Raw genomic sequence first — 18,021 nt, forward strand, 5'->3', positions numbered from 1 at the left:
CCGCCCTGGCCGCCCTGCTGGTCGCGGCGGCCAGTGGCTGCCGGCGGACGCGCGTCGGGCGGCAGCCACGGCGCGGGCGCCGATCAGGTGACTCACACAGGTTGTGGCTGGGCCTGCGCGACCTCACCGGTGCGGCGGAGCTTCTGCCACTTGAGGCGGCCACCGCTCAGCGCGGTGATCACCGAGTGCACCAGCACCAGGTACATCACCTGCCGGTAGAGGAACTGCTGGAGCGGGAGGGCCCAGAGCGGGCGCAGCGGTTCCCGGTCCAGGCGGAACGCCAGGATCGCGGTCACGATCTGCACCACCAGGACGGCCAGCCAGGCCAGCACCGTCTCGTAGCGGTCGAGGAAGAACAGCCCGTAGACGGCGAAGATGTCGACGACCGGGGCGAGCAGCGGCAGCAGCACCGAGAAGAGCGCGATGAACGGCAGCCCGCGCCGCCCGAACCGGCCGGACGGGCCCCGCTCGACCAGCGCCCGGCGGTGCCGCCACAGCGCCTGCATGGTGCCGTAGCTCCACCGGTAGCGCTGCCGCCACAGCTCCGGCAGCGTGCTCGGCGCCTCGGTGACGGCGACCGCGGACTCCTCGTAGACGACCCGCCAGCCGGCCCGGTGGATGCCGATGGTCAGGTCGGTGTCCTCGGCGAGGGTGGCGCGGCTGAGTCCGCCGGCGGCCAGCACCGCCTCGCGGCGGAACGCGCCCAGGGCGCCGGGGATGGTGGGCATGCAGTGCAGCGTGTCGTAGAGGCGCCGGTCGAGACTGAACCCGATGACGTACTCGATGTGCTGCCAGCGGCCGAGCAGCCGCCGCCGGTTGCCCACCTTGACGTTGCCGGCGACCGCGCCGACCCGGGGGTCCGCGAAGGGCTGCACCAGGCGGTGCACCGCGTCGGGGTCGACGACGGTGTCGGCGTCGACCATGACCAGCAGGTCGTTGCGGGCCAGCGCCACCCCGGCGTTGAGCGCGGCGGCCTTGCCGCCACCGGGGACCCGGGCGATCCGTACGTTGGGCAGCCCGAGGCGTTCCACCACGTCGGCGGTGCCGTCGTCGGACTCGTCGTCCACCACCAGCACCTCGATGCCGGGATGGGTGCCGGTGGCCAGCGAGCGCACGGCGGCGGCGATGGTGGTCCGCTCGTTGAAGGCCGGCACGATGATCGTCACGGGTTCGTTCACCTCGCCGCCCCAGGACCAGGTCGGGGCGCGACGACGACGGGCGTGCGCCACCGCGTACCCGAAGAGCAGCAGGGTGCGGGCCAGGGTGAGCAGGCCGACGACGATGAGCAGCAGCCACAGCGCGTACACGGTGCCGTCGGCGAGCCGGACGCCCCAGACGAGCAGCCCGCCGCGGACCTGGTCGGCGACGCCGGGACGGGCGGCGGTGGCGGCGTCCGCCCCGCCGAGCCCCTGCGAGACGGTGGTGAAGCGGTAGCCGCGGGCCTGCATCTCCGGGATGAACCGGTCCAGCGCGGCGATGGTCTGCGACCGGTCGCCGCCGCTGTCGTGCATCAGGACGACCGCGCCCCGGTCCCCCTTCGGGGTGGCGTTGCGGACGATCGCGTCCACGCCCGGGCGGGCCCAGTCCTGGCTGTCGGTGTCGTTGAAGACCGACACGTAGCCCCACCGGCCGGACTCCCGGACCACCGGCCAGCTCGCGTCGTCCAGCGAGTCCACCCCGCTGGAGTACGGCAGGCGGGCCAGCGCGGTGTCGACCCCGGTGGTGTACTCGATGGCGGCCCGGGTCTGCGAGTATTCCAGCTTGCGCCGCCAGGACGGCAGGTCCGCCAGCTGCGGGTGGGTGAAGGTGTGGATGCCCAGCTCGTGGCCCTCGCGGGTCATCCGCTTCGCCAGCTCGGTATGCCGGCTGACCTGGGAGCCCACCACGAAGAAGGTGGCCGGCGCGTGGTGCCGGCTCAGCACGTCGAGCACCCTCGGCGTCCACGTCGGATCGGGACCGTCGTCGAAGGTCAGGGCGATGGTCCGCGCCGGCATCCGCCGGGCGTCCAGCTTGCCGCCGCGCGGGTCGACCACCGTCCCGCCGTCCCGGACCACGGCCGGCACCGCGCCGGTGCCGACCGGACCGCCGCGCCGGTGGTCGGGGGTGAAGCGCGAGTTCGCGTACGCCCCGACGGCGAGCAGGTTCAGCAGGATGAACGTGGCCACCGCCGCCAGCACCCACCGACGGCGGTTACGTCGGCGCTGCCGCCGCTGCTGGGCCGAGGCGGGCGGTGGGGACGGCGGCACAATCTCGTCGGTGCCGTCCAGCCGTCGACCGCCACGCCAGACGGCCATCAGCTCGTCGGCCCGAACGCGTCGAGTCCCTGGACGATCCAGAAGGCGACGACGAGCAGCAGCGCGAGCGCGACCAGCGTCCAGACGGTGCGGCGCAGCAGCCGGCCCCGGCGTCCGGAGCCGTCCACGAAGATGGCCGCCGTCACGTCCGGGGGCTGGATCAGCGCGGTCGCCCCGTCGACCGGTCCGCTCCTGGTGGACGACGTCACCGGGGCGGGTCCACCGTGCCGCACGGGTGCCTCCGCCGCAGTGGCACGACCCGGCGCGCCGCTCGGCGCGGCCACGCCACGGGCGAAGGCCGGCGCGGGCGGGGAGGGCGGGGCGGCCACGACCGCCGGACCGGCCGGGGCGGCCACGACCGCCGGACCGGCCGGGGCGGCCACCCCTCGGGCGACCGCCGGACCGGTCGGAGCGACCCCGACGGCGGGCCCGACGGGAGCGGCGACGCCGCGAACGGCTCCGGCGGGCGGGGCCGGTGCCCGCACGGGCGCCACCGCGCGGTCGGCGACGGTCGGCCCGGTCGGCGGTACGCGCCCGACGTAACGCTCGTTGATGTTCTCCACGACGGGGAGAAGTACCCCCACCGGGCCGATCCACTAACCCTGAGCTGCGAAGATCACTGACTGTGCCGTCAGGCGGCGGTTCAGCCGTCCAGGCGGCGGACCATGTTCATCACGGTTTCCACCTGGGCGCCGCCCTTGATGGGATAGTTCGTCCCGCCGAGGTATCCCCACCAGTCCCAGCAGCCGTTCGGGTTCGCCGCCGAGGCGGTCGCCTGCGGATAGAGCACGATCAGTCGGTTGGTGTCCGCGTACTGGTTGAGGTTGGCGCGGTCGACGAAGGCGGTGCCGACCTTCGCGTACCCCTGGGCGCAGCCGTGCAGCGCGACCAGCAGCCGGCAGGTGGTGCCGGCGGCGCAGGCGGCCGGGACGTACGCGAAGCCGCTGGCGTCCATGCTGAGACCGGCCGCCCAGCCGTTCACCGCGTACGTGTCCTGACTGAACCGGACCAGCGTGCCGCCCAGCGGGCCGGTGTTCGGCGGCTGCACCGCGCCGAGGAGCCGGGTGAGGAAGCTGCCCTGCGGATCGGTGCCGCAGTCGTTGAGGAACGGCGAGGCGGTCGCCGTGCAGCCCACCGTCCCGTACGGGGTGACCCAGGCGTGACCGGCGGCGCTGCCGGCGTCGTACTGCACGGAGGCGCCGAAGTCGCGGTAGTAGCGGACCAGGTCGTCGGTCACGGACTTCTTCACCGTGCCGTCGCTGCCGCCGTGGTAGACGTACACGGGCTGGCCGGCCAGGTTGCCGACCCCGTCGATCCAGCCGTACGACGCCCAGGTGCGGGTGTAGGCCTCCAGGTTGGACAGATAGGTCGGGTAGAGGTTGTCGCCGCAGCCGTAGAGCGCCTGGGTGACGGTGTTCTGGGCGCAGTAGTAGGGGCCGGCGGCGAAGATCGCGGCACCCCGGATCCGCGCCGAGTAGGCGACCTGGAGCTGGGTGGCGAGGTAGCCGCCGGAGGAGACCCCGGCGACGTAGACGGCGGAGACCGGGTACGTGCCGAGTGTGCCGGCGACCGGGGTCTTCGTGTACGGCGTGCCGGCCGCGTGCGCCGGCGTGCCGGTCAGCGCCACCGTGAGCAGGGCGGCGACGGTGGCGGCGGCGGTCTTCCAGGGTGTCCTCATGGGGCCCTCCGTCCTCGGCTGCCGGCCGGTCGGGCCGACGTGCGGCGACGCTAACGTGACATGGACCACAGCCGATATCCGTACGGCCGACACCAACCGGCCGCCCGACATGTGGGCGAAAACCGGTTGGTGGCCCATCTTGAGCGGCTTAGCCTGGCCACTCCGTCACTCCGCGACGCCGAAGAGGGTGTTTTTGTGCCGCAGCCCGCTGTGCTGATCCACGCCGACCAGCGACAGACCGCCCGCACACCCTCTTCCACCGTCAGGAGTCACCGACATGGATCTGCCCCGTAGCTTCGTCATCCGCGAGGGCGACCTCCGCATCCTCAACCCGATCGACGCGCCGAAGCTGGCCACCCTCGGCCGGGCCGTCAAGCTCCGTCCCGGCTCGTCGCTGCTCGACCTGTGCAGCGGCAAGGGCGAACTGCTCTGCACCTGGGCCCGCGACCACGGTGTCGTCGGCACCGGCGTGGACCTCAGCACCGCCTTCACCGCCGCCGCCCGGGAACGCGCGGCCGAACTCGGCGTCGCCGACCAGGTCCGCTTCGTGCACGCCGACGCCGCCGCGTACGTCTGCGACGAACCGGTCGACGTGGCCGCCTGCGTCGGCGCCACCTGGATCGGCGGGGGTGTCCCCGGCACCCTGGAGATCCTGGAACGCAGCCTGCGCCCCGGCGGGATGCTGCTCGTCGGGGAGCCCTACTGGCGCATCGACCCGCCCGACCAGGAGACCGTCGAGGGGTGCCACGCCACGACCCGGGAGGACTTCCACGACCTGCCCGGCCTGGTCCGGCTCTTCCAGGACGAGGGCTGGGACCTGGTCGAGATGGTCCTCGCCGACCAGGACAGCTGGGACCGGTACGCGGCGGCGCACTGGCTCAACCTGCGCCGCTGGCTCGACACCAACCCGGACGACGAGCTGGCGCCGCAGCTGCGGCGGGAGTTGACCGAGGACCCGCTCCGACACGTCCGGCACCGACGGGAACACCTGGGTTGGGGAGTGTTCGCGCTGCTGCGCCGCTGACCCGGCACGGCGGCCCGGGCGGGTGGGTGGGGATCCGTACCCGCCTGTCCGGGCCGCCCGCTTCGCCGGAGACGCATGTGACAGCACCGGCCGCCCGGACGCTGCTTAACGGGCCGCTACACAGGGTAAAGCGGGATCATGGGACAGCTCCGCACCTCGCCGCCGCCGCCGCAGGCCGCCGAACTCCAGTCGTGGACGTTGGCCGACGCGGCGGACCTGCGTGGCCTGCGCGCGTCCCTGAGTGAGTCGCTGACCCGGCACGGCCTGGTGCAGGGCGAGGAACTGGACGAGGTCCCCGGCCTGGTCGCCCTGGTCGCCACCGAACTGGCCAGCAACGCGCTGCGGCACGGCCGGCCGCCCACCATCGTCACGCTGCTCGCCAGCGACGACTGCTTCATCCTCGACGTGGCCGACCACGACACGACCACGGTGCCCCGGACAGGTGACGCGGGTGCCCTCGACTCCGGCGGTCGCGGGCTGCAACTGGCCGAGTCCCTCTCCCTCGCCGTCGGCTGGTACGCCACCGACACCACCAAGAACATCTGGGCCTCCTTCGCACGCCGCCGGCCAGACTGACCCCGGGAGGTCCGGATGAGTGAACGGGAAGCCCTGCACGACCTGCTGCGCCACTCCCACCACGCGCGCCCGGAGGACCTGCCGGTGATGGCCCGGCGGGCCGCCGAGCGGCTGGGCGGGGCCGACATGATCATTTACCTGGTGGACCACGAGCAGCGGGAACTGCTGCCGATGCGCGGCCCGGACACCCCACCGCGCGAGGTGCTCACCGTGGACGGCACCCTCGCCGGGCGGACATTCGCCATGCTGCGCTCGTATCCGAGCGACGGCGGTGGGGAGGGCGCGTCGGCCAGCCGGCTCTGGGTGCCGCTGCTGGACGGCATGGAACGCCTCGGCGTGATCGAGGTGCTCGCGGCGGAGCCCGTGCCGGCGGAGCGGGTGGCGGCGTACGAGACGGCGGCGTCGCTGGTCGCCGAACTGCTGGTCACCCGCTCGCTCTACAGCGACACGGTGGAGCGGGTCCGGCGTCGGGCGCGGATGCGGCTGGCGGCCGAGATGCTCCGCGCCCAGTTGCCGCCGCTGACCTTCTCCACCGGCAGCATGGTCATCAGCGGCATCCTGGAGCCCAGCTACGACGTCGGCGGCGACGCCTTCGACTACGCGGTCAACGGCGACATCGCACATCTGGCGCTCTTCGACGCCGTCGGGCACGGCTCGGCCGGCGGGATGCGGGCGGTGATGCTCGCCAGCCTCGCCCTCGCCGCCTACCGCAACGCCCGCCGCAGCGGCATGGACCTGGTCGACACCTACCACCACATCGACGACGCCGTCCGGCAGCACGACCGGCGCGGCATGATCACCGGCGTGCTCGCCGAACTCGACCAGCGCACCGGCCGGCTCCGGGTGATCTCCGCCGGCCACCCCAGCGGGCTGGTGATCCGCCGGGGCAAGGTCGCCACCGTGCTGCCCACCCCCACCGCGCTGCCGGTCACCCTCGGCGACCAGCGCCCGCCCGTGGTGGTCGAGGAGTCCCTGGAGCCCGGCGACGACCTGGTCTTCTACACCGACGGGATCATCGAGGCGCGGTCGGACGACGGCGAGCCGTTCGGCATGGACCGGCTGGTCGACTTCACCGTCCGCGCCCTCGCCGACGAGTTGCCGCTGCCGGAGACCGGCCGGCGGCTGGTGCACGCCATCCTCGGCTACCAGGACGACAAGCTCGCCGACGACGCCACCGTGCTGCTGGTCCGCTGGCTGGGGCCGCCCGGACCCGGGCCGGAACCGCCCGCCGGGGTGCTCGCCTAGAAGCCGGCCACCGGGTGCGGGACGTACGGCGCCGAAAGCGCCGCCACCTCCTCGTCCGTCAGCTCCAGCTCCAACGCGGCCACCGCGTCGGTCAGGTGGTGCGGTTTCGTCGCGCCCACGATCGGCGCGGTCACCGCCGGGTTGCGGGCCACCCAGGCCAGCGCCACCTGCGCCCGCGGTACGCCCCGCTCCCGCGCCACCCGGGCCACCGCGTCGACCACCGCGCGGTCGGCCTCCTCGGTACGCGCGTAGAGGGTCCGGCCGAACTCGTCGGTCTCCGCCCGCTCGGTGCGCTCCCCCCAGTCCCGGGTGAGCCGTCCCCGGGCCAGCGGGCTCCACGGGATCACCGCGATCCCCTGGTCGGCGCAGAGCGGCAGCATCTCCCGCTCCTCCTCGCGGTAGAGCAGGTTGTAGTGGTTCTGCATGGAGACGAACCGGGTCCAGCCGTGCCGCTCGGCGGTCCAGAGCGCCTGGGCGAACTGCCACGCGTACATCGAGGAGGCGCCGAGGTAGCGGACCTTTCCGGCGCGGACCAGGTCGTGCAGCGCCTCCAGGGTCTCCTCGATCGGGGTACCCGGGTCGAGGCGGTGGATCTGGTAGAGGTCGACGTGATCGGTGCCCAGCCGGCGCAGGCTGGCGTCGATCTCGCTCATGATGTGCTTGCGGGACAGCCCGCCCCGGTTGGGTCCCTCCCCCATCCGGCCGTGCACCTTCGTCGCGATGACCACGTCGTCCCGGCGGGCGAAGTCCTTCAGCGCCCGGCCGACGATCTCCTCGCTGGTGCCGTCGGAGTAGACGTTGGCCGTGTCGAAGAAGTTGATCCCCAGCTCCAGCGCCTGCCTGATGAACGGCCGGCTCTCCTCCTCCGGCAGCGACCAGGGGTGCGGGCCACGGGCCGGGTCGCCGTAGCTCATGCAGCCCAGGCTGAGCCGGGACACCTCCAGGCCGGTGGACCCGAACTTCACGTACTCCATGTGGTCGTCCTCCTCAGCGCCAGCCGTGCTTCGGCGCGTAGCCGAGCACCCGCCGGGCCTTGTCGATGGAGAGCAGGGTCTCGGTGCCGGTCAGCTCCCGGCGCAGCGGCACCCCGGGGAAGACCTCGGCGGCCAGCTCGGCGCTCGGCCGGTCCATCACCGTGTCCGCGTTGGCGATGACGAAGACGTCCATCCCGGTCGCCTCGTGCGCCAGGGCCAGTCGCACCGCCTGCGCGCCGTCCCGGGCGTCGATGTAGCCCCAGGCGTTCCAGGAGCGCAGCCTCGGGTCGGCGTGGTAGCCGGGGAAGGCGGCGTAGTCGGCGGGCTCCATCACGTTGGAGAAGCGCAGGCCGATCGCCTTCAGCCGCGGCTCCCAGCGGCAGAACTGGGCGACCAGCTCCTCCTCCAGGTGCTTCGCCAGCGCGTACGACGTCTCCGGCCGGGCCGGGTACTCCTCGTCCACCGGCAGGTACGGCGGCGGGTTGTCGTCGAAGGGCAGGCCGAGCAGCGTCTCGCTGGACGCCCAGACCACGTTGGTGATGCCGACCGCCCGGGCGGCGGAGAAGACGTGGTAGCTGGCGGTGATGTTGTTCCGGAAGGTCACCGCGTTGCCCGCCACGCCGGGGCCCGGGATGGCGGCCAGGTGCACCACCGCGTCCACCCCCGAATAGCGCGCGTCGATGCCGGTGAACGCCTCCAGCACCTGCCCCTGGTCGGTCAGGTCGATCCGGGTGAACGGGCACCGCTGCTCGACCGGCGGGGCCTGGTCGAGGTTGACCACGTCGTACCCGTGGTCGACCAGCTCGGCCACGACGGCCCGCCCGAGTTTCCCGCTGCCCCCGGTGACCACTACCCGGCTCATCCGCCGCCCCTTCCTGTCGCCACGCGCCCGCCGTCCATCTCACCACCGGCGGGCGCGCGGCGCAGAGCGGGACGGGTCAGTCACTGTCGCCCTGGCCGGCGGTCGCGGCCGGCGTGTCACCCCAGACGGCCTTCGCCCCGGACTCACCGACCCGGTAGACCTGCACCAGGTTCGCCGCCGCCACCACCACGGCCAGCACCGCCACCACCATGCCCAGCGCTCCCGGGCGGGTCGACCGCGTCGGTTCGGTCGTGCCGTCGACCGGGCGGGCCGCCCGCCGGTGCAGCCAGACCAGGGCGACGGCCGCGACGAGCAGCGGCAGGGCGAACCAGATCAACTGGTCACCCAGCTCGGCGTGTTCGCCCGGGTCACCGACCCGGTGCTCCAGGCTCTCGCCGCTGGAGGTGGCCACCGGGATCGCGGCGCTGGCCAGCGCGGCGAGCACCACGACGAGCACGCCGAAGCGACCCCGCCACGACGGGCGGACGGCCATCCCGACCACGCCGAGCGCAGCCAGCGGCAGCAGGACGACGACGGCGTGCACCACGAGCGGGTGCAGGGGCAGTCCGTTGACGTTGTCGGGCACGATCTTCTCCTCGACGGTCCGGGTCTCTCACTGACGGCCCCACAGTGCCCACCGTTTCTTGCGAAGTTCTTGTGCCCGCCCGCCGCCCCACCCGGCGTCGGAGCGCCTGATACACGGAAAGTGTCGCCATCCGGCCCGGAATAGCCCCGCTTTCCGTGAAAGTCACGGCGCGGGTGCGGTGCGCGGCGGCGGTGCGGGAGCGGTGTGCGGTGGCGGTGCGGGAGCGGTGTGCGGTGGCGGTGGGGGAGCGGTGTGCGGTGGCGGTGGGGGGTCAGGTGGCGGGGAGGACGAGGGTGAAGGTGGCGCCGCGGCCCGGGGCGCCGGTCACCTCGACCGCGCCGCGGTGGGCGAGTGCCACGTGCTGGACGAGGGCCAGTCCCAGGCCGAAGCGGCGGCCCGCGCCGGAGTCGCCGTGGGCGAAGCGGTCGAAGAGCCGGTCGGCCTCGGTCGGGTCGAGTCCCACCCCGTCGTCGGCGACCGCCGCGCGGACCCGGCCGTCCCGCCGCAGCACGCCCACCCGCACCGTGCCGCCGGGCGGGACGTGTCCGATCGCGTTGTCGACCAGCGCGGTCAGCGCCCGGCGCAGCGCCGTCCGGGCGCCCCGCACCGGGGCCGGCTCCGCCGCGTCGACCAGCAGCTCCACCTCCCGGCTCTGCGCGTACGGGCCCATGCTGGCGACCACCTCGCGGGCCACCTCGGCCAGGTCGACGACCGTGTCGGGCAGCGGCTGGTGCTCGGCGGCGGCGGAGACGAGCAGGTCCTCGACCACCTCGCCGAGCGCCCGGGTGTCCGCCACGAGCTGGTCGAGCTGCTCGGTCAGCTGCTCCGCCGGCTGGGTGCGACCCCGCCGGGCCAGCAGCTGGGCCCGGGTGTGCAGCACGGTCAGCGGGGTGCGCAGCTCGTGCGAGGCGTCGGCGACGAACCGGCGTTGCAGGGTCAGCGCGGTGGCCAGCGGCGCGACCGCCCGGCGGGCCAGCAGGGCGGCGGCCACCAGCGCGCCGGCCAGGCCGGCCAGCTCGGCGACGAGCAGCGCGAGCGCCAACTGGCCGCGCTGGCGGCGCAGCGGGCGCAGGTCGGCGGCGACCGCCCACCGGCTGCCGTCCGACCGCCGGGCCACCAGCACCCGGACGGGCTGGTCGTCGCCCACGCTGGCGTCGAACCGGCCCGGTGGTCGCCGCACCGCCTGATCGAGTACGCGGACCAGCTCCGGCGACGCGCTCCCGGTCACCTCGACGTCCGCCGCGCCGGGCTTCTGCCGGGCCAGGTACTGCCCCGGCGGCGGGTCGTCCACGTCCTCCGCCATCGTCAGCACCCGGGTCAGCGTGCCGTTCAGCGCCCGGGACTCCTGCCGGGTGGTCAGCACGAACATCAGCGCACCGACCAGCAGCAGCACCACCCCGATCGCCCCGGCGGTCTGGGCGACACTGCGGCGGCGGGCACGGATCAGCCGGACCTCGTCCACGTCACTCCGCCCCGAGTCGGTAGCCCAGCCCGTGCACCGTCCGGATCGTGTCCCGGCCCAGCTTGCGCCGCAGGTGGTGGACGCAGGCGTCGACGGTGCCCGGCGCGTCGGCGTGGTCGAAGACGGCGCTGAGCAGCTCGGCCCGGGTGAAGACCTTGGTGGGGCGGCCGGCCAGGGCGTGCAGCACGGCGAACTCCCGCGGGGAGAGCGGGATCTCCGCCGGACCGTCGAGCACCCGGCGGTTGGCCACGTCGAGCCGGCGCCGGCCCAGCGGCAGCCAGCCGGCCGTCTCCGGGTGTCGGCGGCGCAGCGCGCGCAGCCGGGCCAGCAGCTCGGCCACCTCGAAGGGCTTGACCAGGTAGTCCTCCGCACCGGCGTCCAGCCCCGCCACCCGGTCGTGGACCGCGCCCCGGGCGGTGAGCAGCAGCACCGGGCAGGTGACGCCCCGGGCCCGGAGCCGGGCGACCAGCTCCAGCCCGTCCAGCACCGGCAGGCCCCGGTCGACCACCATCAGCTGGTAGTCGCGGCTCAGCGCGAGGTGCAGGCCGCTGTGCCCGTCGCCGGCCACGTCGACGGCGTAGCCCTCCTCGTCGAGCAGGTCGGCGAGGAGCCCGGTCAGCGCGCGGTCGTCCTCGACGAGCAGCAGGCGGGGCCGGGTGCTCTCCACCCGACCAGTATTCACCCGCCGCGCGGGGGCCCGTCCCGGGCGGCTCAGTCGGTGTCCGGGACCGGGTCGTCGTACTGGCCGGGCGGGCCGGCGAGCGGGACGCCGTCCGGGCGGGGCCAGGCGTTCGGGGTGCAGCCGTGCAGGCCGAGGGTCTGCTGCTGCATGACGGGGGCCGGGCCGCCGACGCGGGGGCAGAGTTCGTGGCCGTGGCCCAGCCGGTGGCCGACCTCGTGGTTGAGCAGGTACTGGCGGTAGCGGCCCAGGTCGCCGTCGAACTGCGGCACCCCGCGCGCCCAGCGGGCCACGTTGATCACCACCTGGTCGCCGTTGCGGCAGGAGGTGTAGCGGTCGGTGAGGTCCGCGCAGAGCCGTCCCCGGGTCTCCGGGGTGGTCAGCAGCACGGTGAAGTCGGCCGGGGTGTCGGGGCCGACCCGTTGCAGCCGCCACTGCCCGCCGCCGGTCCAGCCCCGCGGGTCCGCCAGCACCACCGCCACCTCCCGGCCGAAGCGCTCCACGTCCACGTCGTCGATGCCCTGCTCGACGGCCACCCGGTAGCGCAGGAGCTGCCCGGTCCGGCCGGCCACCGCGCCCTCGGCCGTGGCGGTGCGGAAGCGTCCCGTACCCCGGGCCGGATAGCTCAGGGTCGGCTCGGGCGTCCCGGCGGCCCGGCCGGGGACCGGGGTGGTGGACGCCGCCGGCAGCGGCCGGGCGGACGCCGGAACGGGTGCCGGGGCGCCGGCCGTGACCAGCAGGTCGGGGCGGGCGGCGTACGCGCCACCGGCGGCCAGGCCGACCACGACCAGCCCTGCCAGCAGGGTCGTCGGACCGGCCCGGGACGCGCGGCTCCGACGGTGGAGCCCGATCGTGGTACGCCCGCGCACATCGATCTCCGTCCGTCGCCCCGGCGGTGCTCGGGCAGGAGTACGGATGCCGGGCCCCGATGGTTGAACGACCGGCCGTACTCCACCGATGTGCCCGTGGTGGTGGTCACCCGTCGACGGAGGCGTTCCGCCGGTACCGTTCCTCCGAGGGTGGGCAGCTCGCCGGTCCCAGGTCGACCGCCGACCATCGAGGAGAGGACCCGCCCGTGCCGGACGCCGAGGAACTGGTCGCCGCCGCCCTGACGGCGGCGCGCGGCACCGACGTACGCGAGGCGGAGCGCGCGCTCGACCGGCTGGTGGTCGGCGCGCCGCCGGCGGTGGACGCGGCCCTGCTGGCCCGGCTGACCCGTGGCGTGGGCCGGGCATGGCCGCGCGGCTGGCAGCCGGTGGACCTGGACCGGCTCGCCTCCCGGCGGCTCGAACCGGCCGCCGCCCGACTGCTGCGGGACGTGGCCGTCGCGCACCGTCGCGGCCACCCCGGCCCGGTTCCGACCTGGTTCGACGACCAGCTCACCGAGCTGGGCGGGCGGTGGGACGACGACGCCGAGTGGCTGAACCGCCGGGCGGACGGCGACCGGATCACCGCGCTGCGGGACGCGGTGGACGCCCTCGTCCTGGTCGAGGGGCTGCCGCCGATCGCGGTGCTCCGCCCGCCGCCCGGTCGCCCGGACGCCACCCCGCGGGGCGACGCCGGCAAGTCCGGCTCGCGGATGCTGGACCGGGTCCGCGCGCTGCTGGCGAAGGCGGAGTCGACCACCTTCCCCGCCGAGGCGGAGGCGCTGACCGGCAAGGCGCAGGAGCTGATGGCCCGACACAGCATCGACGCGGCGCTGCTCGACGCGACCGCCGAACGCCCCGACCGCCCGAGCGGCATCCGGGTGGGCACCGACGCCCCGTACGCGGCGGCGAAGGCGCTGCTGGTGCAGGAGGTGGCCGGCGCGAACCGGTGCGAGTCGGTCTGGTCGGACGACCTCGGCTTCGCCACGGTGCTCGGCTTCCCGGCCGACCTGGCGGCGGTCGAGCTGCTGCACACGTCGCTGCTGGTGCAGGCCACCGCCGCGATGCTGCGCGGCCGGGGCGAGCGGCGGGCGAAGGGCGGCAGCCGGCGCACCAAGGCGTACGACGAGTCGTTCCTCAACGCGTTCGCGCTGCGGATCGGGGAGCGGCTGCGGGCGGCCACCGAGGCGGCCGGTCAGGAGGCGGTGGCGGCGCGGGGCGCGGACGCCCTGCTCCCGGTGCTGGCCGCCCGTTCCGACGCGGTCCGGGAGCGGCTCGACACGCTCTTTCCGGGGGTGACCCGGCACCGGCTGAGCGTCCGGGACGCGGAGGGCTGGACGTCCGGCACGTCGGCGGCCGACCGGGCCTCGCTCGACGCCGGCGCTCCGGTCCGTCAGCAGGTACGCGGGCGTCGCTGACCGACGGTCAGACCCGGCACTGCTCGCTGAGCCGGGCCGGGATGCCGACGAAGGTCGAACTCAGCCACTTCACCGGGGTGGTGGAGGTGGCGCCCGCGTCGATCTGCTTCGCGGTGGCGGCGATCAGCGACTTGATCTCCGGGTCCTGGGCGCGGGCGGCCTGCCCGCGTACGTCGTCGGCCAGGTCGGCCAGGTCGACCTTGACCTCGGCGTTGATCTGTTCGGGGGTGAGGTCCCGCCGGGTGGCCGACGCGGAGTCCGCGGCGATCTCCTTGCTCTTCGTGATGATCAGCTTGTCCACGGCGGCGCAGACCGCCACGGTGTTCGCCGCGTTCAGCGGCGACGCGGAGGGGGTGGCCGGCGGAGCGGCCTCGGTGACGGCGCTGGGGGTGGCGGCGGCGGTGCTGCCGGCCGGTGCGGCTGTCCCGTCCGACCCGGTCGACTCGCAACCGGCGGCGAGCGCGGTCATCGTCACCAGGGCGGCGGCACGGATCACGGTGGTTCCGGTCATCGTTCTCCCCGTACGTCGTCGGCCGGCGCAGCACGCCGGGCCGGCGATGGCCGGCCCGGCGGTGCGTGTGGTCGTACGTCAGCTCTTGAAAGCGTCCTTGATCTTCTCACCGGCCTGCTTGATGTTCGACTTGGCCTGGTCGTTACGGCCCTCGGCCTCGAGGCGCTCGTTGTCGGTGGCCCGACCGAGGCCCTCCTTGACCTTGCCGGCGGTGTTCTCGGACGCGTTGTCGATCTTGTCGTCGATACCCATTGCGAGCCTCCACTCCGCGGTTTCCGTTACGCCCGGAGATGTACCCCACCGCCCACCGGCTCAACCGTGCGTCGTCAACCGACCGGGCGGAAGCGCCGCAGCCGGAGGCTGTTGGCCACCACGAAGACCGACGAGAAGGCCATCGCGGCCCCGGCGATCATCGGGTTGAGCAGGCCGGTGGCGGCCAGCGGCAGGGCGGCCACGTTGTAGGCGAAGGCCCAGAACAGGTTGCCCTTGATGATCGCCAGGGTGCGCCGGGAGAGCCGGATCGCGTCCACGGCGGCCGTCAGGTCGCCCCGGACCAGGGTCAGGTCCGACGCCTCGATCGCCACGTCGGTGCCGGTACCCATGGCCAGGCCCAGGTCGGCCTGGGCGAGCGCGGCGGCGTCGTTGATGCCGTCGCCGACCATCGCCACGGTCCGCCCCTCCCCCTGGAGCCGCCGGACCACCTCCACCTTCTCGGCGGGCAGCACCTCCGCGGTCACCTGCTCGATGCCGACCTCGGCGGCCACCGCCCGGGCGACGGTGGCGTTGTCGCCGGTGAGCAGCACCGGGGTGAGCCCCAGCTCCCGCAGCCGGGCGATCGCCGCCCGGCTGGTCGGCTTGACCACGTCGGCCACCGCGAGGACCCCCCGGGCCCGGCCGTCCCAGCCGGCGAGGACCGCCGTCCGGCCCGCGGCCTCCGCCCCGGTCACCGCCCGCTCGACCTCCTCGGGTACGTCCAGACCCCGCTCCCGCAGCAGCCGCAGCCGCCCGACCACCAGGTCGCGGCCGTCGACCGCCCCGGTCACGCCGAGCCCTTCGAGGTTGGCGAAGCCGGTCACCGGCGGCAGGTCGCCGGCCTCGGCGGCACCGGCCGCGATCGCCTGGGCGATCGGGTGCTCGCTCGCCGCCTCCAGCGCGCCGGCCAGCCGGAGCAGCTCGTCGGCGTCCTGACCGGCGGCGGGGAGCACGTCGACCAGGGTCATCTTCCCGGTGGTGACGGTCCCGGTCTTGTCCAGCACCACGGTGTCGACCCGGCGGGTCGACTCCAGCACCTCGGGCCCCTTGATCAGGATGCCGAGCTGGGCACCCCGGCCGGTGCCGACCAGCAGCGCGGTCGGCGTGGCCAGGCCGAGGGCGCACGGGCAGGCGATGATCAGCACGGCCACCGCGGCGGTGAAGGCGGCGGTCGGCCCCGCGCCGGAGCCGAGCCACCAGCCCAGCGTGCCGACGGCCAGGGCGATCACGATCGGCACGAAGACCCCGGAGATCCGGTCGGCGAGCCGCTGCACGGCCGCCTTGCCGGTCTGCGCCGCCTCGACCAGCTTCGCCATCTGGGCGAGCTGGGTGTCCTGCCCGACCCGGGTGGCCCGGACGACCAGTCGTCCGCCCGCGTTCACGGTCGCGCCGACCACGGTGTCGCCGGGCCGGACCTCGACGGGTACCGACTCGCCGGTGAGCATGCTGGCGTCGACCGCGGAGGTGCCCTCGGCGACCACACCGTCGGTGGCGACCTTCTCGCCGGGCCGGACCACGAACCGGTCCCCCACCACGAGCTGGTCGACCGGGATGCGGGTCTCCTGCCCGCCGCGCAGCACCGCGACCTCCTTGGCGCCCAGTTCCAGCAGGGCGCGCAGGGCGGCACCGGCGGTCCGCTTGGAGCGGGCCTCGAAGTAACGGCCGGCGAGGATGAAGACGGTGACCCCGGCCGCCGCCTCCAGATAGATGTTGCCGGCACCGTCGGTGCGGGTGATGTCGAAGCGGAACGGGTGGGTCATCCCGGGCATCCCGGCGTCGCCGAGGAAGAGCGCCCAGAGCGACCAGCCGAACGCGGCGAGGGTGCCGAGCGACACCAGGGTGTCCATGGTCGCCGCGCCGTGCCGCAGGTTGATCAGCGCAGCCCGGTGGAACGGCAGGCCGCCGTAGACGACGACCGGGGCGGCCAGGGTCAGCGAGGCCCACTGCCAGTAGGTGAACTGCCAGGCCGGGACCATGGCGAGCAGGATCACCGGCACGGCCAGCGCCACCGACACCCAGAGCCGGGTACGCAGGCCGCGCAGCTCGTCCACCGGCTCGACGGTCTCCGTCCCCGCCGACGAGGGCGGTGGCGGTACGACGGCCGTGTACCCGGTCTTCTCCACGGTGGCGATCAGATCCGCCGGGGCGACCTCGTCGGCGTACCGGACGGTGGCCTTCTCGGTGGCGTAGTTGACGGTGGCCTCGACGCCGTCCATCCGGTTGAGCTTCTTCTCGATCCGGGCGGCGCAGGAGGCGCAGGTCATCCCCCCGATCGTCAGTTCGATCAGGTTCGGCGCGACCGGCAGGGACCTGGCGGTCGATGTCATCGCGGCACCTCCGTTCAGCTGTGTCCGTGACCCGGGGTGCCGTGGTCGGCCGCCGGGGTCGGGGCGGTGGTGGTGGTCGGCGCGGCCGGCTGCTCGCCGGCCACGACGGTGAACTCCGCGGTGTGCACGGCGTCGCCGTGCCGGAAGTCCAGGAAGAGGCGGTAGGTGCCCGCCGAGGGCACCTCGGCGGAGAAGGTGACCGCCGGCCCGGCCGGGGTACGCCCGTCGCCGGGTGTGCCCTCCGGGTGCACGTGCAGGTACGCCAGGTCCCCCTGCCGCAGCGCCACCAGGTGCCCGTACGCGCCGAGGTAGGGCGCCAGGTCGGTGACCGGTCGCCCGTCCCGGCTGACGGTGAGGGTGAGCCGGCTGGTGCGGCCGGGCTGCGGCGCGCCGGTCAGGGTGACCGTGTAGCCGTCGACGGTGGTGCGGGTGGCCGGCGCGGGGAGCGGCCGGTCGGCCAGCGCACCGGGGACGGTCACGTCCACCCCGAGGGTCAGCGGTTGGCCGCCGCTCGGCGTGAAGTCGGCGAAGGCCCGCCAGACGCCGGGCCCGGCGAGCGGCGAGGCGACCCGCCAGGTGCCGTCGGCGGCCAGCTCCGGGTGGACGTGCCGGAAGCCGGAGAGGTCCCGACGGGCGACGATCAGGTGCATCCGCTCGTCGTGCGCCACGTCGAAGCGGGTGACCGGTGCGCCGTCCGGGCCGGTGACCCGGAAGGCGAACTCCCCGGTGGGCGCGGTGACCGGTTGCAGGGTGTAGCCCCGGTCGGAGACGAGCAGGCCGCCGGGCAGGTGGGTGGGGGTGGCGCTGTCGGTCGCGTGGTCACCGTCGTGACCGGCGTCGGTGGCGTCGTGTCGGCTGGTGGCGACGGGGGCGCCGGGGCCGGCCACCTGACCGACCCCGTACGCCGCGCCGAACACCGCCGCGAGGCCGAGGGCGAAGCCGCTCAGCTTTGTCGCCGTGTTCATCGTGCTACCTCGGTTCTCCGGGTGCTCGGACCCGTCACGCCCCGACGAGGTCGTAGCCGGCCTCGTCCACGGCGGCGCGGACGGTGTCCGTGTCCAACGGGCTCGCACTGGTGACGGTGACCTGGCCGGAGGCCAGTTCCACCTGGACGTCCTCGACGCCCGGAATCGCGCTGATCTCGGTGCTGACCGCGTTGACGCAGTGCCCGCAGGTCATGCCCTGCACCTGGTATGTGGTGGTGGCCATCGCACTCTCCTTCCCTGAGATTCCCATGCTATCCCCGTTACCGGTACCCCCTTGGGGT

18 protein-coding genes are annotated in these 18,021 nt (G+C 74.4%); 4 read left to right on the forward strand and 14 right to left on the reverse strand.

What is annotated here, in order from left to right; translation table 11 throughout:
- Window positions 1-92: 92 nt before the first annotated feature.
- The 3 genes from ABUL08_RS21100 to ABUL08_RS21110 are packed head-to-tail and all read right to left on the reverse strand — an operon-like array spanning window position 93 to window position 3,972.
- Window positions 93-2,294, reverse strand: coding sequence for a bifunctional polysaccharide deacetylase/glycosyltransferase family 2 protein (locus ABUL08_RS21100; RefSeq protein ID WP_350931673.1), 2,202 nt, complete (start codon window positions 2,292-2,294; stop codon window positions 93-95).
- The gene (locus ABUL08_RS21105; protein ID WP_350931674.1) at window positions 2,294-2,878 is read right to left on the reverse strand and encodes a hypothetical protein; all 585 of its coding nucleotides are present in this window, start codon (window positions 2,876-2,878) and stop codon (window positions 2,294-2,296) included. Before ABUL08_RS21105 ends, ABUL08_RS21100 begins: the two co-directional genes overlap by 1 nt.
- 59 nt (window positions 2,879-2,937) lie before the next feature.
- Entirely contained in the window at window positions 2,938-3,972 is a 1,035-nt protein-coding gene (locus ABUL08_RS21110; RefSeq protein ID WP_350931676.1) for an extracellular catalytic domain type 2 short-chain-length polyhydroxyalkanoate depolymerase, read from the reverse strand.
- Between the two features lie 277 nt (window positions 3,973-4,249).
- Here ABUL08_RS21110 and ABUL08_RS21115 point away from each other — a divergent pair, with 277 nt between their 5' ends.
- The 3 genes from ABUL08_RS21115 (at window position 4,250) to ABUL08_RS21125 (ending at window position 6,817) form a co-directional block, all read left to right on the forward strand.
- Window positions 4,250-4,996, forward strand: coding sequence for an SAM-dependent methyltransferase (locus ABUL08_RS21115; RefSeq protein ID WP_350931677.1), 747 nt, complete (start codon window positions 4,250-4,252; stop codon window positions 4,994-4,996).
- Window positions 4,997-5,134: 138 nt separating this feature from the next.
- The gene (locus ABUL08_RS21120; RefSeq protein ID WP_350931678.1) at window positions 5,135-5,572 is read left to right on the forward strand and encodes an ATP-binding protein; all 438 of its coding nucleotides are present in this window, start codon (window positions 5,135-5,137) and stop codon (window positions 5,570-5,572) included.
- Window positions 5,573-5,587: 15 nt separating this feature from the next.
- The gene (locus ABUL08_RS21125) at window positions 5,588-6,817 is read left to right on the forward strand and encodes a PP2C family protein-serine/threonine phosphatase (protein ID WP_350931679.1); all 1,230 of its coding nucleotides are present in this window, start codon (window positions 5,588-5,590) and stop codon (window positions 6,815-6,817) included.
- Here ABUL08_RS21125 and ABUL08_RS21130 read toward each other — a convergent pair.
- The 6 genes from ABUL08_RS21130 to ABUL08_RS21155 form a co-directional block, all read right to left on the reverse strand.
- A complete protein-coding gene (locus tag ABUL08_RS21130; RefSeq protein ID WP_350931680.1) occupies window positions 6,814-7,791 on the reverse strand; it encodes an aldo/keto reductase in 978 nt (325 codons plus the stop codon). The two genes, ABUL08_RS21125 and ABUL08_RS21130, sit on opposite strands and share 4 nt — an antisense overlap.
- A 13-nt stretch (window positions 7,792-7,804) precedes the next feature.
- The gene (locus tag ABUL08_RS21135; protein WP_350931681.1) at window positions 7,805-8,653 is read right to left on the reverse strand and encodes an NAD-dependent epimerase/dehydratase family protein; all 849 of its coding nucleotides are present in this window, start codon (window positions 8,651-8,653) and stop codon (window positions 7,805-7,807) included.
- A 76-nt stretch (window positions 8,654-8,729) separates the two neighbouring features.
- Window positions 8,730-9,239 (reverse strand): DUF2231 domain-containing protein, encoded by a 510-nt coding sequence (locus tag ABUL08_RS21140; protein ID WP_350931682.1) that lies wholly within the window; start codon window positions 9,237-9,239, stop codon window positions 8,730-8,732.
- A gap of 271 nt (window positions 9,240-9,510) precedes the next feature.
- Window positions 9,511-10,701 carry a sensor histidine kinase gene (locus tag ABUL08_RS21145; protein WP_350931683.1) on the reverse strand — a complete coding sequence of 397 codons (1,191 nt, stop codon included), beginning with the start codon at window positions 10,699-10,701 and terminating at the stop codon, window positions 9,511-9,513.
- A gap of 1 nt (window position 10,702) precedes the next feature.
- On the reverse strand, window positions 10,703-11,368 hold the full coding sequence (locus ABUL08_RS21150) for a response regulator transcription factor (protein ID WP_350931685.1): 666 nt from the start codon (window positions 11,366-11,368) through the stop codon (window positions 10,703-10,705).
- 44 nt (window positions 11,369-11,412) lie between these two features.
- Window positions 11,413-12,249, reverse strand: a complete 837-nt coding sequence (locus tag ABUL08_RS21155; protein ID WP_350931686.1) for a DUF3152 domain-containing protein — start codon at window positions 12,247-12,249, stop codon at window positions 11,413-11,415.
- A gap of 206 nt (window positions 12,250-12,455) precedes the next feature.
- Between ABUL08_RS21155 and ABUL08_RS21160 the strand changes: the two genes are divergently transcribed.
- On the forward strand, window positions 12,456-13,664 hold the full coding sequence (locus tag ABUL08_RS21160) for a DUF2786 domain-containing protein (protein WP_350931687.1): 1,209 nt from the start codon (window positions 12,456-12,458) through the stop codon (window positions 13,662-13,664).
- A gap of 7 nt (window positions 13,665-13,671) precedes the next feature.
- On the opposite strand, the gene ABUL08_RS21165 is transcribed toward ABUL08_RS21160, so the two are convergent.
- The 5 genes from ABUL08_RS21165 to ABUL08_RS21185 form a co-directional block, all read right to left on the reverse strand.
- Window positions 13,672-14,175 carry a hypothetical protein gene (locus ABUL08_RS21165; protein WP_350931688.1) on the reverse strand — a complete coding sequence of 168 codons (504 nt, stop codon included), beginning with the start codon at window positions 14,173-14,175 and terminating at the stop codon, window positions 13,672-13,674.
- Window positions 14,176-14,253: 78 nt separating this feature from the next.
- Window positions 14,254-14,427 carry a CsbD family protein gene (locus tag ABUL08_RS21170; protein ID WP_350931689.1) on the reverse strand — a complete coding sequence of 58 codons (174 nt, stop codon included), beginning with the start codon at window positions 14,425-14,427 and terminating at the stop codon, window positions 14,254-14,256.
- 74 nt (window positions 14,428-14,501) lie between these two features.
- Complete coding sequence (locus ABUL08_RS21175; protein ID WP_350931690.1) at window positions 14,502-16,754, reverse strand: heavy metal translocating P-type ATPase; 2,253 nt, start codon at window positions 16,752-16,754, stop codon at window positions 14,502-14,504.
- A gap of 14 nt (window positions 16,755-16,768) precedes the next feature.
- Window positions 16,769-17,719 (reverse strand): hypothetical protein, encoded by a 951-nt coding sequence (locus tag ABUL08_RS21180; RefSeq protein WP_350931691.1) that lies wholly within the window; start codon window positions 17,717-17,719, stop codon window positions 16,769-16,771.
- Between the two features lie 34 nt (window positions 17,720-17,753).
- The gene (locus tag ABUL08_RS21185) at window positions 17,754-17,963 is read right to left on the reverse strand and encodes a heavy-metal-associated domain-containing protein (protein ID WP_350931692.1); all 210 of its coding nucleotides are present in this window, start codon (window positions 17,961-17,963) and stop codon (window positions 17,754-17,756) included.
- Window positions 17,964-18,021: the final 58 nt, after the last annotated feature.

The sequence above is a fragment of the Micromonospora sp. CCTCC AA 2012012 genome (genome assembly GCF_040499845.1).
In the GTDB taxonomy this organism is placed as follows: domain Bacteria; phylum Actinomycetota; class Actinomycetes; order Mycobacteriales; family Micromonosporaceae; genus Micromonospora; species Micromonospora mangrovi.

Coding starts and splice junctions, on each gene's coding strand:
- ABUL08_RS21110 (WP_350931676.1), bottom strand. CDS start 3,972: ATGAGGACACCCTGGAAGACCGCCGCCGCCACCGTCGCCGCCCTGCTC.
- ABUL08_RS21130 (WP_350931680.1), bottom strand. CDS start 7,791: ATGGAGTACGTGAAGTTCGGGTCCACCGGCCTGGAGGTGTCCCGGCTC.
- ABUL08_RS21115 (WP_350931677.1), top strand. CDS start 4,250: ATGGATCTGCCCCGTAGCTTCGTCATCCGCGAGGGCGACCTCCGCATC.
- ABUL08_RS21165 (WP_350931688.1), bottom strand. CDS start 14,175: ATGACCGGAACCACCGTGATCCGTGCCGCCGCCCTGGTGACGATGACC.
- ABUL08_RS21180 (WP_350931691.1), bottom strand. CDS start 17,719: ATGAACACGGCGACAAAGCTGAGCGGCTTCGCCCTCGGCCTCGCGGCG.
- ABUL08_RS21120 (WP_350931678.1), top strand. CDS start 5,135: ATGGGACAGCTCCGCACCTCGCCGCCGCCGCCGCAGGCCGCCGAACTC.
- ABUL08_RS21135 (WP_350931681.1), bottom strand. CDS start 8,653: ATGAGCCGGGTAGTGGTCACCGGGGGCAGCGGGAAACTCGGGCGGGCC.
- ABUL08_RS21125 (WP_350931679.1), top strand. CDS start 5,588: ATGAGTGAACGGGAAGCCCTGCACGACCTGCTGCGCCACTCCCACCAC.
- ABUL08_RS21185 (WP_350931692.1), bottom strand. CDS start 17,963: ATGGCCACCACCACATACCAGGTGCAGGGCATGACCTGCGGGCACTGC.
- ABUL08_RS21175 (WP_350931690.1), bottom strand. CDS start 16,754: ATGACATCGACCGCCAGGTCCCTGCCGGTCGCGCCGAACCTGATCGAA.
- ABUL08_RS21170 (WP_350931689.1), bottom strand. CDS start 14,427: ATGGGTATCGACGACAAGATCGACAACGCGTCCGAGAACACCGCCGGC.
- ABUL08_RS21100 (WP_350931673.1), bottom strand. CDS start 2,294: ATGGCCGTCTGGCGTGGCGGTCGACGGCTGGACGGCACCGACGAGATT.